Origin of the sequence: Thioalkalivibrio sulfidiphilus HL-EbGr7 (genome assembly GCF_000021985.1) — a bacterium.
Taxonomy (GTDB): Bacteria; Pseudomonadota; Gammaproteobacteria; order Ectothiorhodospirales; family Ectothiorhodospiraceae; genus Thioalkalivibrio_A; species Thioalkalivibrio_A sulfidiphilus.
Map to the genome: position 1 here is coordinate 150,769 of NC_011901.1, position 13,956 is coordinate 164,724.

Sequence of the window (13,956 nt, forward strand, 5' to 3'; positions counted from 1 at the left end):
GCGACAGATGGTTGGATTATGGGATTGGGCTGTCTCTGGGTCGAAGACAGCCGAACGAAGCAGGGTGTCTATCAGGCTTGAGTTAAGAAATCTGGCCACCCTGGGCGTAATCGCTGTTGACCATAAAGAAATTCCAGTTATCCGGCGGACGCCGAGAGCCGCCCCTAATGCGGACCCCGGGCCCTGGTATCGGCGGCGGGACTCGCATACCGTGATCGGAACTCACTTGTGGGAGTAGGGATGTCCGAATCTCCATCCTCCGGCGGCTGGCTGGTCCGCCAGCGCGAACTGCGCCTGATGCTCGGGCTGCTGGCCCTGATCACCCTGCTGCTGATCCTGGAGCGGGCCCTGCCGGGCATGGCCGACGGCGCCGTGCTGCTCAGTGCCGCAGTCCTGTGGCTGCCCGTGCTGGCCCTGCTGTTCTGGCGCCGACGCATGGCCCGCCGTGCCTGGCTGCGGGTGCACCTGCGCCCCGAGAGTCCCTGGACGCGGCGCCTGCGCGGCGGCCTGCTGATGCTCATCACCCAGGCCCTGCTGGCCGCGTTCCTGGCCCTGGCCCTGCTGGTGTCCCTGGCCCGGGGGATCCCTCCCTTGACCTGGATCGTGCTGGTGCTGTGCGTGCCGCTCTGGGCCATGGCCTGGCGCGGCCTTCAGACGTATCTGGATCGGCATGCCAGCGAGGAGTTCCTGCCCGTGACCGCGGCGCGACTGCTGGTCTGGAGCGCCGCCGGCCTGTTGCTGCTGGGGCTGGCCACCTGGGGACTGTGGCGGCCGCTCCCGGATCTGGGCGAGCTAAGCCTGTTCGAAGCGGTGCGGCATTTCGCCGCCAGCCAGGAGGCGGAAAGCCCCCTGCTGCGCTTTCTGCTGACCCTGACCACCGCCCTGGACGGGGCGCGTCACTGGCTGGCCCAGCACTGGTTCGAGGGTCTGCCGGGTGTGGGGCTGCGTCTTGTCGCCTGGATGGTGGTGCTGGTCCAGGAATGGCTGTTCGTGTGGCCCTGCCTGCTGCTGTGGGAGGCCGTCTCTCATGTAGTCTATGGACATGCAGCCCGTCCCGAGTCCGGCCCCGGCGTCGCCTGACGCCAACCGTTTCCACCTTCCCTACCTGCTGGCGGTGCTCGCCGCCATGGCCGCCCTGCTGTGGACGCTCACCGCCGAGGATCCCTGGGGCTGGCTGATGCCCCGATACCTGGAGGTGGAGATCCAGGCGCAGGTCTACCGGGTCCCGGAGCGCGAGCTCGAACGTCTGTCCCGCACCCGGCCCGCGTGGCTCGACCAGGCCGAAGCCGAGGCCCTGGAACGCCTGTCCCTGGGCGTGAGCCGGGAGCTGGACCTGCTGTTCGAACGGGTGCACGGGCGTGTGCCCGAGTTCGCGGAGTGGTACTACTCGGTGCCCGGCGTGACCCTGCGCCTGCTGGCCGCCGTGCCAAACCCGTTCTGGACTGGCAGGGGTGATGTGCTGGTGGACGCCGTGACTGAGCGGCTGTTTCCCGAGGATATCTGGCGTGAGGAACTGGCGGCCCTGGACCGGGCGGTGGCGGCCCTGCACAGCCGCGAGCTGGCCACCCTGGAGGCCGGCTGGCTTGCCTGGCTGGCCCGGGAGCTTGCCCCCTTCCGCCAGGAGGGCTCTGCGGCGGCAGGCGAACCCATCGACGTGCAGCAGCGCCTGCGGGGCCACGTGGTCGGGTTACTGGATGGGGACTCGATCGGCCTGCAGATGACCGCGGGTGCCGGCGCCGGCGCCCTGCTCGCCCGGGCGGCGATCACCCGGGTAAATGCCGCCGCCGCCAGCGCCCGGGCCGCCGCCCGCCTGGCAGGCCGGGGCACTGCCGGGGCCAGCACCGCCGCCTGCGGCTTCACCGGCCCTCTGGCCATCGGCTGCGGCGTGGTGGTGTTCGTGGGCGGCATCCTGGGCACCGAGTGGGTACTCCTGAAGGCCGACGAGGCGCTCAACCGCGACGACCTGGAGCGGGCGCTGCACGCCAGCGTGGACGCCCTGCGCGGGACCATGGAGGTGGAATACGCGCGGCCGTTCCTTGCCCTGTTCGAGTCCGACGTGAACATCCTGGCCGAGGGCGTGCAGGCCAGCCTGCGTCCCGTGGATCGTTTGCGCGGTGCCGGGGTGCAGCGCTGAACAGCACCGGCTCCTAGAGGATAGCCACGCCCTCTTTTTCCCCCTGTTCGTACACCACGTTCGCCCGTCCGACCAGCAGCGGGTCGATGGGGCCGATGTCCGCCTGGACCTTGTCCGCATAGGGCAGCTTGTGCAGCACGTAGCGCATGGCATTGAGCCGCGCGCGTTTCTTGCAGTCCGACTTGACCACCGTCCAGGGCGAGTCCGCCGTGTCGGTGTAGAAGAACATCGCCTCCTTGGCGCGGGTGTAATCCTCCCACTTGTCCAGGGAAGCCAGGTCGATAGGGCTGAGTTTCCACTGCTTGAGCGGGTGGGCCTCGCGTTCCTTGAAACGCCGCTTCTGTTCCCCGCGGCTTACGGAGAACCAGAACTTGATCAGGTGGATGCCGCTGCGCGCCAGGTTGCGTTCGAACTCCGGCGCCTGGCGCATGAACTCGGCGTACTCGGCGTCGGTGCAGAAGCCCATGACCCGCTCCACGCCGGCGCGGTTGTACCAGGAGCGGTCGAACAGCACGATCTCGCCGGCGGTGGGCAGGTGCTGGATGTAGCGCTGGAAGTACCATTGACCCCTTTCAGTCTCCGTGGGCTTCTCCAGGGCCACCACCCGTGCGCCGCGCGGATTGAGATGTTCCATGAAACGCTTGATGGTGCCGCCCTTGCCCGCCGCGTCACGGCCTTCGAATAGGATCACCACCCGCTGTCCCGTGGCGCGCACCCACTTCTGCAGTTTCAGCAATTCCACTTGCAGCCGGTATTTCTGTTTCTCGTAGTTCTTGCGGCTCATCAGGTTCTTGTACGGATAGCCGCCGCTGCGCCAGTCGTCGGCCAGCTCGTCGTCGGCCCTGACGCCGGTCCTGAAGGTGGCCGCCAGTTCATCCTGGAACAGGGTGCGACGCAGCACCGAGATGTCGTCGGGGGATGCCCCCTGGAGGATGGCGCCCAGGTGATCGGCCAGGGACTGTATGTCCCCCTGGGCACCCGTCTCGATGATGTCCTCGAGGGCAATCTGTTTTGAGGTCCGGGCAGCGCGCATCGCCTCGTTCGTCACGTACTGCTCGATGCCCTGAGTCGACTGGTCGGGCGACACATCACCCCCGGTTGCGCGTCGCACGCGGGATCGCGGCGCGCCCCTGCGGCTGGTGGCCGTGGATAGGGTCTCGTTGCCATCGCTGGCCTTCGGGTCTTTTAGTGCCATGAGGGTCTCCCTGCACTTGCTGGAATGGGTACATATGGTCGCGGCCCGGCATTCGGGCCGCGGCGCCGGGGTTCAGGCCGCCTGACCGGGGACGTAGGTCTCGTAGACGTGGACCGTGGCGCCCAGGTCACCCAGGTGGTTTTCGATCAGGGGTTTGACGTCCTGCCAGTCCAGCCCGCCCACGCCGGTGGCCAGGCGCGGCAACGCGACCGTGTTTACGCCTTCCGATTCGACGAGCTTGCGCAGTTCGCGCAGGCAGTGGTTCACATGGCTGACGCTCGCCTTGCCGGGTTTCGCACCGTGCTCCTGGACGCCTTCCTGGGTCAGCAGGTTCGCAAAGCGCGTGCCGTCGGCAGCCACCCAGACCCACAGGGTGCCCGGGGCCGGGTGCTGGGTCTGGCAGTAATGACGGAAGTCCTTGTACATGCCCGGCCAGTTCTCGCGCAGGGACAATGCCAGGCCCTGGTTGAAATGGTCATTGGGTGCGACCCCGTGGGCGACCAGTTGTGCCTTGTCGAGCAGGATGTCGCCCTTCACGTATTTGATCATGCTGTCTTTGCTCCCGGATGATGTTGGATGTCTTTAAACCATCATCTCGCCGGGACAGCACCCCGGTATTGATCCAAATCATGAGAGGGCCGTGCAGGCCAGCCTGCGTCCCGTGGACCGCCTGCGGGGGTGCTGGCGCGCCGCGCTGAATGTACCGCGCGGATCCATGCTGTTCCCCGTAGGTCGGCCTTCAGGCCGACAACGCAGCTTCGGCGGGCACCGGCCGTCGGCCTGAAGGCCGACCTACGAACAACACTTGCGTGCGTGGATGTTCAGGATGTGGTGCCGTTGTCCTTGCGCGCCGAGACGCCGGCGGTCAGCGCGAAGCGCATGGCGTCCTCCAGTGACAGGTCCAGGGGTTCGATCCGCGAGCGCGGCAGCATCAGGGTGTAGCCGCCGATCATGTAGCTCATGGGCAGGTAGACGGCGATGGTCTGCTCATCACCCAGGTTGGCCGGCAGTCCGGCGAAGTCCTCCCGGGTGACGAACCCCACCAGCTTGAAGTCGGTGCCGGGCAGGGTGATCAGCACCGCCTGGCCGAACTGCTCCTTGATGTCCCCGGACATCAGTCGGGTGATGTCGCGCACCATGCCGTAGATGGTCTTCACCACCGGGATGCGCTGCATCTGCCGCTCCATCCAGTCGAACAGCCCGCGTACCACGTAGGCCCGAAGCAGCACACCCACCACCAGCACCAGTCCGATCCCCGCGATGATGCCAAGCCCCGGGAAATACAGCAGGTCCGGGAGCATCGCCCGCAACAGCCCGCCCAGCACCTGCTCGGTGGTGCTGCCCAGCCACCACAGCACGGCGAGGGTGATGACGATGGGCAGGATGGCGGCCAGGCCGGTGAAGAAGGTTTTGGGCAGGTGTCGCACGCTGGGCTCCGGGTGGGTTCGACAGGCCGATGCTAGCGCATTTGCAGGCGCGCGACTCAGCAGGGTTTCACAGCGCCGCGGGATGAGAACACCAACCCCGTGGCGATCAAGGCCGCGCCCGCCAGGTGGTAGGGCTCGATGCCTTCGCCCAGAAAGATGATCGACAGCACCGCGCCGAACAGGGGATTGAGGTGCAGGAACACCCCCGCCCGGGAGGGGCCCAGGCGCGCCACGCCGTAGTTCCAGCAGAAGTAGGCGATCACCGAGGCGAACACGCCGATGTAGAGCAGGCCGGCCACCACCGGGCCGGTGAACGCCACCGGTTCGTCCCCGGGCAGGGTGGCGAGATACACCGGCGTCATCACCAGCATGGCCACGATCACCGTGCCGGTGATCAGCGGCGTCTGGTTCAGCTCGGCGGGCTTGGTCTTGAGCACCACGGAATAGGCGGACCAGAGGCTCACCGCCAGCAGCATCCACAGGTCGCCGATGTTGAATTCCAGCCCCAGCAGACGTTCCAGCTCGCCGTGGGTGACCAGCACGACCACGCCCACGAGCGAGATCCCCATGGCCAGCACCTGCACCCGGGAGATGGGGTCGCCGTAGCGCAGCCAGCTGCCCACCAGGATCATCACCGGTGAGACGGACAGGAACAGCAGGGCGTTGACCGCCGTGGTGGTCTGCAGGGCCGTGTAGACGAACACGTGAAAGCCGACGATGCCGGTGAGCGCGAGAAACACCACCAGGCGCCACTGGCTGCGGATCAGGGCCCAGTCCCGGCGCAGGGCCAGCGCGCCGAAGGGCAGCAGGATCACCAGTGCGATGGTCCAGCGCCAGAAATTCATGTCGATGGCTGGTACCGCGTCGCGCAGGGCGCGGCCCACGATGAAGTTGCCCGCCCAGAACAGGGAGGCCAGGGACAGCGCCAGGGTGGGAGGGAAGTGGAAACCCTGCAAGGCTAGTGTCTCGTCAGCGGTGGCGTGGTGAGATATGCGGGCTAGAGGTGCTGCAGTTCCACCGGCTCCGCAGGCTGCTGTTCGATCTTGCCCTTCAGGTCATAGAGGGCCGACTGCAGCCCCTCCTCGATGGAGGGGTGATAGAAGGGCATGCGCATCAGGTCGAAGACCGTGAGCCCCTGCTGGATGGACCAGGCCAGCAGGTGGGCCAGGTGTTCGCCCTTCACCGCCACCAGGCTCGCGCCCAGCAGGCGGCCGTCGCGCTTGTCGGCGTAGACGCGGATGATCCCCTTGTTCTTGCCCATGATCAGGGCGCGGCCCAGGGGGCCGAGCTTGACCTCGCCGATGGCGGTGGTGTCCGGGTCGAGATCATTCCAGGCCCGGCCCACCACGGCGATGTTGGGATCGCAGAAATTGATGGCCAGCGGCACCTGGCGGCGGAAGCCCACGGGTGTGTCCTGTACCGCGTTGAAACCGGCCACGCGGCCTTCCCATCCCGCCTCGTGCAGGATGGCCCGGTCGCCGGTCACGTCGCCTGCGATGAATACGGGCAGATCGCCCACCTGCAGGGTGTGAGGATCGAAGGCCGGCAGACCGCGCTTATCCAGCTCCACGCCGAGGTGCTCCAGGCCCAGTCCCTGCACGTTGGGACGGCGCCCCATGGAGGCCAGCACCTTGTCCACCACCACGGACTGATCGCCGGCGGTCACGCGCAGCCTGCCGTCTTCCTCGCTGATGGTTGCTCCCTCGCCGAGCCACAGGGGCATCTCCTTGCCGAGGATTTCCAGGGCCGTCTTCTGCGCCTCCGGATCCTGCAGGCCGGCGATGTGATCCAGCTGGTCGATACCGGTGACTTCCACCCCCATGCGCGAGAGCGCCTGGCCCATCTCCAGACCGATGGTGCCCAGACCGATCACCGCCATGGTGCCGGGGAGTTCCTCCAGTTCAAAGAGCTCATCGGTGGTGATGACGCGATCATGGAAGGCTCTCCAGTCGCCGGGGATCACCGGCGTGGAGCCGGTGGCGATGATGATGCGTTTGGCGTGGATGCGCTCCCCGTCCACCTCCAGTTCCGTGGGCGAAACGAAGCGGGCGTGAGCGGGGATGAACTCCTCGCCCATGTCGTCGGTGCTGCCGCTCAGCACCTTGTCCACGAACACGTCACGCAGGTCGCGGATGTGCTCCAGCGCCTCGCGGGCATTGAGGCCCAGGGCCTCGCCCCCCTCGATGCCCATGCGCTCGAAGATGCCGCGACGGTGAAAGTCCTCGCCCACCTGGATCGCCACCTTCGACGGCATACAGCCCACTCGCGCGCAGGTGGTGCCCAGCTCTCCGCCATCGATGAGCACGTAACTGTCCGTGGCCTTGCGCACCTGGGAGAGGGCATAAAGGCCGGCGGTGCCGGCCCCGATGATGGCGACGTCGACGTGTCTGGGCATGTGATCTCCAAGGGGAGCTGCGGACAGGTGGTTTGGACCCAGTGTACACCGGGGGTGCGGTGGGCTCTAATCTGAGGGGCATGCGCAAGTGGAGGGCATGCCTGAGAAAGCCGCGCGTGTCACCGGCCACCAGGTCCAGGACGCGGACAGGTGCTGCCGGGCGGTTCAGGCTGGGGCGCTGTGGTCTGCGGGTGAGGACATCATGGGCGAACGGGTGCGACGCAGGGAGATCTTCGGCTGGTGCTTCTACGACTTCGCCAACTCGGCATTCATCACGGTGGTGATCACGGTGGTCTTCGGACCCTACTTCATCGGCGTGATCGCCGCAGGCGACCCGGCGGCGAATACCTTGTGGGGGCTGATCCTGGCGGTGTCTCAGGTCATCGTGATCGTGGCCGGCCCGGTGCTGGGCGTGATGGCGGACGTGACGGCCACGAAGAAGCGCTACCTGCTGGGGATGATGTGGGTGTGCGCGGCAGCCACGGCGGCGCTGTGGTTCACGGGACCCGGGACGGTATGGCTGGCGGCGGGCCTGGTGGTTGTGGCGTATGCGGCGTTCTCCTTCGGCGAGAATTTCTGCGCGAGTTTCCTGAGCGAACTGAGCACGCCGGAGAACGTGGGGCGGATCTCGGGCTACGGGTGGGGCTTCGGTTATCTGGGCGGTCTGGCATCACTGGGCATGGCCGTGCTGGTCCTCTCGCGGGTACCGGCCGGCGTACCGTGGGTGTTCGTGGCGACGGCCGTATTCATGGTGTTGGCCACGCTCCCGGTGGTGCTGCTGTTGCGGGAGCGCAAACGGCCTGAACCCCATGCCGGGTCGTGGTGGCTGCTCGGCTGGGAGAGCATGGGGCGGGCGGCGCGAGGCCTGCCCCGGCACCGGGAGTTGCTGAAGTTCTTTGTCTCCTTCCTGCTCTACATGAGCGGCCTGGGCGCGGTGGTGGGTTTTGCGGCGATCTATTCCCAGCAGGTGCTTGGATTCACCACGGCGGAGAACCTGGTGCTGTTTGCCACGCTGCAGCTCAGCAGTGCGTTGGGGGCGCTGCTCTGCGGCTGGTGGCAGGACCGGGCCGGTTCAGTGAACGCCCTGTCGGTGGCCTTGGCGCTCTGGTGCCTGGTGGCACTGGGCGCCTATTTCGCGGAGACCAAGACGGCCTTCTTCCTGGTGGGGAACCTGGCGGGCCTGGCCATCGGGTCGAGCCAGGCGGCGAGCCGGGCGGTGGTGACCCTGCTCTCGCCTCGGGATCGGGCAGCGGAGTTCTTCGGTTTCTGGGGGGTGTTTGGCAAGCTGGCCGCGATCACCGGACCGCTGGTCATGGGGGTGCTGGCCGATGTGTTCGACCTGCGGGTGGCGGTGCTGGCGACGCTGGTGTTCTTCGCGGGCGGGCTGCTGGTGCTGAGGCAGGTGAAGGTGGAGGACCGCGGCGGCAGGAAGAAGGTCGCGGATTAGAAAGCGGGGGGGCTTGTTTCGGCAGGCCGGTCAGTTAGGCTCAAGGGGTGGCGATCCGCCATGCGCGGAGCCCGTGGGATGTGGTGGTGGGTAGAAGCCGGTTCGATACAAGGTCGTTCCAAGCCGAGGTGATTTCGTGAAGCTCAAAGGTGTGATCGAGGGCGCGGCCTCTTTGCCGCTGGAAGAGTCACGCTGGTCGCTGCGCAGGACACTTCGACATGGGTAAGCGTCTCATCAGCGTCTGCCTGCTGCTGCTCGTGGTGTCGCTGTCAGGCTGCGTCACGCCGCGGCAGGTCGACCAGCCGACGTGCTCATCCTTCGAGCCCCGCCTTGTCGGTCCGAGTCCCGTCGCTGCGCGGGAGGAGATCAACGTCCTCGCGCTCTCGGCAGGAGGTCCCTGGGGCGCATACGGCATCGGCTTTCTGAACGGCTGGTCGGAAGCCCAGGAACCGCCCGAACGTCGACGACCGCAGTTCGACATCGCAGTGGGCGTCTCCACGGGCGCGATGTTCGTGACCCATGCCTTCCTCGGACCCGAATACGACGATCTGATCCGTGAGCAGATCAAATCGATGACAACGCGTGATGTTTTCCATCGTCGTTCTCTGCCCGCGATCCTGCTGGGTGACTCGCTCGCGGACACCCGCCCCCTGCGTGGCATGCTGGAGGCCGTGATCACCCGCGAACTGCTGGATCAGGTGGCAGAGGCGTGGGAACGGGAAGGGCGGCGCGTGGCCGTGATCGCCGTGGACATGGACTGCGGCAACCCGGAGCTGCTTGATCTAACGGCGGTTGCCCTGGAGCGCGACCGGCCGGACCGGATATCCCGCTACATCGACTACCTGATGGCGTCCTCGGCGAGCCCCGTGGCGTTCCCGCCGGTGTTCCTGGAAGGGCGCATGCTCGTGGATGGCGCGCTGCGCCAGCACATCCCGTCGCCTGGGCAGATCGAGGAATTGATGAGCGTGTACTCAGAGGCCCCGCAGCAGGTCAATCTCTACCTGATCGTAAACAGCCCGCTCATGACCATCCCGGAGTGCATCCGGGATCACGTGCTCCTGATCGCCCTGCGGACCGGCGATGTCTGGACCGGTGAACGCTCCGTGGACTCGGTGGCCCTGACCATCGTGCAGGCCGAGCGTCGAGGCTGGCGCACGCGCTACGTGGTGGCCAGCGGCACGCCCTGCCAGCCTAATCCGCCACCGGATGATTACTTCAATCCCGCGTTCATGCAGTGCCAGTACGAGTACGGCTACCGGACCGCAGTGTCCGTCGAATCTCCCTGGCTCGAAGGGCTCGATGCCCTGCCATCACCCAGGGAGACGGATGCGGACTTTCCCCATCCCTGTGCGCGGCGTTAGGACCTGAATCAGTCGCGATTCAGGTCCTGGGGCTTGCGCGCCAGCCGCACGGCAGCGACCCCCGATGCAGCACCCAGAAGGCCGAGCGCCATGTCCTTCTGCGCATCCCAGACGTCGCCCTGTGTGCCTAGGTAGGCAGCGCCGAGTTCCCCGCCGAGTGTTGCCGCAACCCACTACTCGATGATCTCGTAGATCATGGAGTGGGACGCAAGAAACAGGGTGGGCAGGAGCAAGGCCCAGATCCCGCGCGCGGGCGCCTTGGTGTCAAACAGTTCCACCGCCATCGGGGCAATCAGAAAGCCATACAGGAAGTGGAGCCAGCGGTCGTAGTGATTGCGCTCCCAGCCGAACTGTTCGGCAGCCATGTGCCCCAAGGGGACTTCTGAATAGGTGTAATGTGCTCCCAGTGTATGGAACACCAGGAAGAGGAACGCGGCCGTGTAGGCCAGGTTGCTGAAGCGGAATTTCCTGTAGGTGATCACCAGCAGGCTAATGGCCGCCAGCGGAATCACGTTCTCAAGCCACCAGTCCGGGTGGTTGTGCGGCGAAATGCCTGCCACGGAAAAGACCACAAAGTACATGGTAAGCAGGATCGCAGGGAGCTTAGGCGTGGTCATGGGATGTGCCCGGGAGCTTCATGCCTGTTCCAACTCGCCGGCCAGGGCGTCGACGGCCACCTGGCGATCCGACGCCCTGGGCACATCCCCGAACAGTCCCGACCAGGATGGATGCGCTCGCGCGCGTTTGAGCGCATCGGGCAGGCTGCCTTCGCGAAGCGCGGAGGATGCATCGGCAAACTGACCGATGGGTCTGGGTGCGGCATGGCCGCGGGCTTCGAGCGCCGAGAGCAGATAGAGCTGTCGCAGCGCGAGCAGGCGCAGGATGGCGTCGTTGACGGTGAGTTCCATGCGCCCGGTGACCTTGCCGAGCAGGCGGTCTCCGGCATGCCGCAGGGTCTGCCAGCCGCCGCCAATCAGCGCGCCGAGCGCGGCGGCCGCGCCCAGGGTGATGCCTCCGACCATCAGGTCGATACCGACACCCGCGGCGGCACCGGCGGCGGCGCCGCTACCGATCCTGATGCCGAGAACGCGCAGGGTTTCGGGATGAAACAGGTCATCCTCCCAGCGGCCATCGATCAGCGGCAGCTGCGTGGCATCGAGGTCGCTGCTGCCAAATCCGTACAGGGCCAGCAGGGCATCGACGCAGGCCTGCTCGCGGGCGCGTACGCGGCCATTGAGGTCCCCGACGGCCGCCTGGATGTCGGCAGGTGCCTTGCCGGGTACCTGACGGCGGCAGGCGGCCACGTCGATCAGCAGGTCGGCGATCAGCCGCAGTGCCGCGGCATGGCGCGCTGCGGCCTCGCGCGCGTGGCTGGCTACCAGACGATCAAGCGCCGGGCGATGGCGTTCGAGCAGTGTCGCGAGCGCGCTGTAGAGACGCGGCTCGGCATCCCGCTCCGGGGCGACGGTGTCGAAGCGCACCACCGCGTGCAGGCCCAGACGCGCCAGGGCCTCGCGCCAGACAGATTCATTCGCGGCGGGGTCGGAGACGAAATTCAGTACCGGCAGCAGCGGTCTGCCGCAGCTGCCAAGCACCGCCAGTTCGTCGCGGTGCTTGGCCAGCAGCGGGTCGCGCGCGTCGACGACATAGAAGGCCGCGTCGCTGGCGAGCAATTGCCGCAGGACCTTCGCCTCCTGCTCGAAACGCGTGGCCGCCTCCGGACTGTCAAGAAAACGGACAATGCGCGCCGGACCGTCAAGACGACCGCCATCACTCGAAACGAAGCCTTCGATCAGTTCCAGCAACGCGATGGGGTCCTCCATCCCGGGGGTGTCGTAGAGCTCGACCAGCACCTCGCCATCGACGATCAGGCGCGCGCCTTCGACGTGGCGCGTGGTGCTCGGCCGGCTGGAGACCTCGCCGAAACCCGTGTCGCGCAGCAGCGTGCGCAGTAGCGAGGTCTTGCCGGTGTTGGTATGACCGACCACCGCGATGCGCACGGTGTCGGATGCGCGCTCAGTCATGACCCCTCCCCAGCCAGGCAAGGGCGGCTGCGTCGTCCTCGAACACGGCGCGCGTGTCCAGGCCGGATTCGCGCAGGCTCTCGCGCCAGTGGCTGCGGCGTTCGGGGTCACCGTCCGCAAGCAGGCGAGGCAGCCACACACGGCACTCACCGGCGTGATGGGACAGTTCGGCGATGAACTCCAGGCTGCCGCGGTCCGGCGACAGGCGCGGATCGCAGGTGATCAGCAGGCGCCGCGGTGGGGCGCTGGCAAGTTGCGCGAGGATGTTCCGTCGTTGCTCACGGGTGTCGATGATGCCGGCGTTGCGCGCGCCGGGTGGCAATGCCGGTGGCCAGGCCGGATCGGAACGCAGTTCCAGGCCGAGCAGCAGCGCCTCATGGCCGGAGACCCCATGAGCCTTGTCGATAGGGGTATGGGGCAGTACCCCCGGCGCGGCATCGGTGACGCCGATGCGTTCACTGGACGGCGCCAGTCTCGCCGCCAGCACCGCGTAGCCTGGCAGGCCCAGATCAAGGCGCAGCCCTCGGCGGCCTTTCAGGTACAGCGTCACGCACAGCAGCCACAACAGCAACCGCACCATCAGTCCGTAGATGACCACGCTGCCGATCAGCCATGACGCCCAGGCCAGGCGTGCGTCCTCGCTGGCCGCCACGCCACTGCCGGCGGCATGCACCGCCGATGCATCGGGCACGGCAAACCCGAACTGTGCAGGCAGCCAGCCCAGGCCCTGGATGAAGCGTATAAACGCCTCCGCGGGCAAGATGGTCGTTTCCCAGACGAAGCCATAGCGCCGCGCAGCCAGTGTCACCAGCAGCCCGGCCAGCGCGCCGAGCAGGGCCAGCAGCCACAGGCCATGGGTGACCGTGCCCAGCCACCAGCGCGTCAGGCCGGCACGGCCCAGCAATGCGGCCAGCGCGGCGGCAACCTGGCCGTTTTGATCCCCGCCCAGACGCGTGGACAACCAAAGCCACGCCTGGCCGAGCGCGCCGCCGGCATCGCGCCCGCCCTGCCACAGGCTGAGCAGCCACAGCAACAGACTGAACAGGTGCACCCCGAGCAGCCCGCCCAGCGCCCAGACCACGTTCACCGGCCGGCTGCCGTCGCCGAGCACCGCGAGCGCGGCACCGAAGCCGCTGAGCAGCGCGATGACCGCCAGCACCAGCAAAAAAAGGCGCGCGCGTGGCTGCCAGGCGGCGATGGCCTGCGCCAGCCCTTCGCGCTCCCCGAGCAGGGCGGCCCGGATCAGGACGCGCTGCTCGGTATCGTTTGCCCGGGTGCGCGCGGCGCGCACCGCGTCAGCATCCTCGAGGGCGCCAGAGGCCGTTTCACGCAGGCGCACGGCCTCCGCGAGCCAGCGCGCGTCGAAGCCGGAGGTCTGCGGGGGGCGAGGGTGGTTCAAAAGGGCTTCCGGTTGGCGGACAAAACAAAGCCTTAGGATAGCGGACACGCGCCGGGATGTGAGTGTGTCCGGGGGGGCTGTGGGTGAGCCTGGAACTCAAGGCCGCACGTGATTGATCACGATTTCCAGATCCGTGGTGCCGGCAGTGCTGACCGGCCCACTCTGCCCTTCCAGGTCGCCGGGTTGCGGCATGGCCTGCCCGGAGCGGGAGACGCGGGCCACGACGATCACCTCGTCTACGGAAGAGAGCATCACGTCGGTCATGGCGTGGCTGTCGTCCAGATGGAAACGGTACGGCAGATCGCTGACCTGCAGGCGCTGGATGGCCAGGGGCATGGGCGGGCCGGCGGGGCGCCGGGCAAACAGGAACACGGTCTCCTCGCCGGAGACCTGGTCGGCCAGTTGCGGATCCAGGCTCATCGTGCCACTGATGCCCGTGGCGGGGCCCGAACCCCCGCAGGCCGCCAGCAGGAGGGGGAGCAGCAGGGCGAGGATCAGGGGTGCGCGCATTGGGGTCACCGTCAGGACATGAGAGGGAGCCGCAGTGTAACGTATACGGCCATCAGCCTCATGA

At 67.2% G+C, this 13,956-nt stretch carries 12 protein-coding genes and 1 pseudogene; 4 read left to right on the forward strand and 9 right to left on the reverse strand.

Annotated features, from left to right (window positions below; genetic code table 11):
• Window positions 1-240: 240 nt before the first annotated feature.
• Window positions 241-1,080, forward strand: coding sequence for a hypothetical protein (locus tag TGR7_RS00690; RefSeq protein WP_012636729.1), 840 nt, complete (start codon window positions 241-243; stop codon window positions 1,078-1,080).
• Window positions 1,043-2,134: a hypothetical protein gene (locus TGR7_RS00695; RefSeq protein WP_245523009.1), complete on the forward strand. Its 1,092-nt coding sequence runs from the start codon at window positions 1,043-1,045 to the stop codon at window positions 2,132-2,134. Before TGR7_RS00690 ends, TGR7_RS00695 begins: the two co-directional genes overlap by 38 nt.
• Before the next feature lie 13 nt (window positions 2,135-2,147).
• Here TGR7_RS00695 and ppk2 read toward each other — a convergent pair whose 3' ends face one another.
• The 5 genes from ppk2 to TGR7_RS00720 all read right to left on the reverse strand — a co-directional run bounded on the left by ppk2 (window position 2,148) and on the right by TGR7_RS00720 (window position 7,151).
• Window positions 2,148-3,329, reverse strand: coding sequence for a polyphosphate kinase 2 (gene ppk2 / locus TGR7_RS00700; protein ID WP_012636731.1), 1,182 nt, complete (start codon window positions 3,327-3,329; stop codon window positions 2,148-2,150).
• A 72-nt stretch (window positions 3,330-3,401) separates the two neighbouring features.
• On the reverse strand, window positions 3,402-3,878 hold the full coding sequence (locus TGR7_RS00705) for a macro domain-containing protein (RefSeq protein WP_012636732.1): 477 nt from the start codon (window positions 3,876-3,878) through the stop codon (window positions 3,402-3,404).
• 272 nt (window positions 3,879-4,150) lie between these two features.
• Window positions 4,151-4,756 carry a DUF502 domain-containing protein gene (locus TGR7_RS00710; protein ID WP_012636733.1) on the reverse strand — a complete coding sequence of 202 codons (606 nt, stop codon included), beginning with the start codon at window positions 4,754-4,756 and terminating at the stop codon, window positions 4,151-4,153.
• 56 nt (window positions 4,757-4,812) lie between these two features.
• Entirely contained in the window at window positions 4,813-5,712 is a 900-nt protein-coding gene (locus TGR7_RS00715; RefSeq protein ID WP_012636734.1) for a DMT family transporter, read from the reverse strand.
• A 41-nt stretch (window positions 5,713-5,753) separates the two neighbouring features.
• A complete protein-coding gene (locus TGR7_RS00720; RefSeq protein ID WP_012636735.1) occupies window positions 5,754-7,151 on the reverse strand; it encodes a dihydrolipoyl dehydrogenase in 1,398 nt (465 codons plus the stop codon).
• A 97-nt stretch (window positions 7,152-7,248) separates the two neighbouring features.
• On the opposite strand from TGR7_RS00720, the gene TGR7_RS00725 reads away from it, so the two are divergent.
• Entirely contained in the window at window positions 7,249-8,598 is a 1,350-nt protein-coding gene (locus TGR7_RS00725; RefSeq protein ID WP_081434227.1) for an MFS transporter, read from the forward strand.
• A gap of 218 nt (window positions 8,599-8,816) precedes the next feature.
• Window positions 8,817-9,959 (forward strand): patatin-like phospholipase family protein, encoded by a 1,143-nt coding sequence (locus TGR7_RS00730; RefSeq protein ID WP_012636737.1) that lies wholly within the window; start codon window positions 8,817-8,819, stop codon window positions 9,957-9,959.
• A gap of 8 nt (window positions 9,960-9,967) precedes the next feature.
• On the opposite strand, the pseudogene TGR7_RS00735 reads toward TGR7_RS00730, so the two are convergent.
• From TGR7_RS00735 to TGR7_RS00750, 4 genes and pseudogenes are all read right to left on the reverse strand, one after another.
• A pseudogene (locus tag TGR7_RS00735) lies at window positions 9,968-10,576 on the reverse strand (DUF2238 domain-containing protein).
• An 18-nt stretch (window positions 10,577-10,594) separates the two neighbouring features.
• Window positions 10,595-11,983, reverse strand: a complete 1,389-nt coding sequence (locus TGR7_RS00740; protein WP_012636738.1) for a GTPase/DUF3482 domain-containing protein — start codon at window positions 11,981-11,983, stop codon at window positions 10,595-10,597.
• Window positions 11,976-13,382, reverse strand: coding sequence for a DUF2868 domain-containing protein (locus TGR7_RS00745; protein ID WP_012636739.1), 1,407 nt, complete (start codon window positions 13,380-13,382; stop codon window positions 11,976-11,978). The genes TGR7_RS00740 and TGR7_RS00745 overlap by 8 nt, the downstream gene beginning before the upstream one ends.
• A 96-nt stretch (window positions 13,383-13,478) precedes the next feature.
• On the reverse strand, window positions 13,479-13,892 hold the full coding sequence (locus TGR7_RS00750) for a c-type cytochrome biogenesis protein CcmI/CycH (protein ID WP_041440660.1): 414 nt from the start codon (window positions 13,890-13,892) through the stop codon (window positions 13,479-13,481).
• Window positions 13,893-13,956: the final 64 nt, after the last annotated feature.

Excerpts from the sequence above, each read along its gene's own strand:
- ppk2 (WP_012636731.1), bottom strand. The coding sequence starts at position 3,329 with ATGGCACTAAAAGACCCGAAGGCCAGCGATGGCAACGAGACCCTATCC.
- TGR7_RS00695 (WP_245523009.1), top strand. The coding sequence starts at position 1,043 with ATGCAGCCCGTCCCGAGTCCGGCCCCGGCGTCGCCTGACGCCAACCGT.
- TGR7_RS00705 (WP_012636732.1), bottom strand. The coding sequence starts at position 3,878 with ATGATCAAATACGTGAAGGGCGACATCCTGCTCGACAAGGCACAACTG.
- TGR7_RS00725 (WP_081434227.1), top strand. The coding sequence starts at position 7,249 with ATGCCTGAGAAAGCCGCGCGTGTCACCGGCCACCAGGTCCAGGACGCG.
- TGR7_RS00730 (WP_012636737.1), top strand. The coding sequence starts at position 8,817 with ATGGGTAAGCGTCTCATCAGCGTCTGCCTGCTGCTGCTCGTGGTGTCG.
- TGR7_RS00720 (WP_012636735.1), bottom strand. The coding sequence starts at position 7,151 with ATGCCCAGACACGTCGACGTCGCCATCATCGGGGCCGGCACCGCCGGC.
- TGR7_RS00690 (WP_012636729.1), top strand. The coding sequence starts at position 241 with ATGTCCGAATCTCCATCCTCCGGCGGCTGGCTGGTCCGCCAGCGCGAA.
- TGR7_RS00740 (WP_012636738.1), bottom strand. The coding sequence starts at position 11,983 with ATGACTGAGCGCGCATCCGACACCGTGCGCATCGCGGTGGTCGGTCAT.
- TGR7_RS00750 (WP_041440660.1), bottom strand. The coding sequence starts at position 13,892 with ATGCGCGCACCCCTGATCCTCGCCCTGCTGCTCCCCCTCCTGCTGGCG.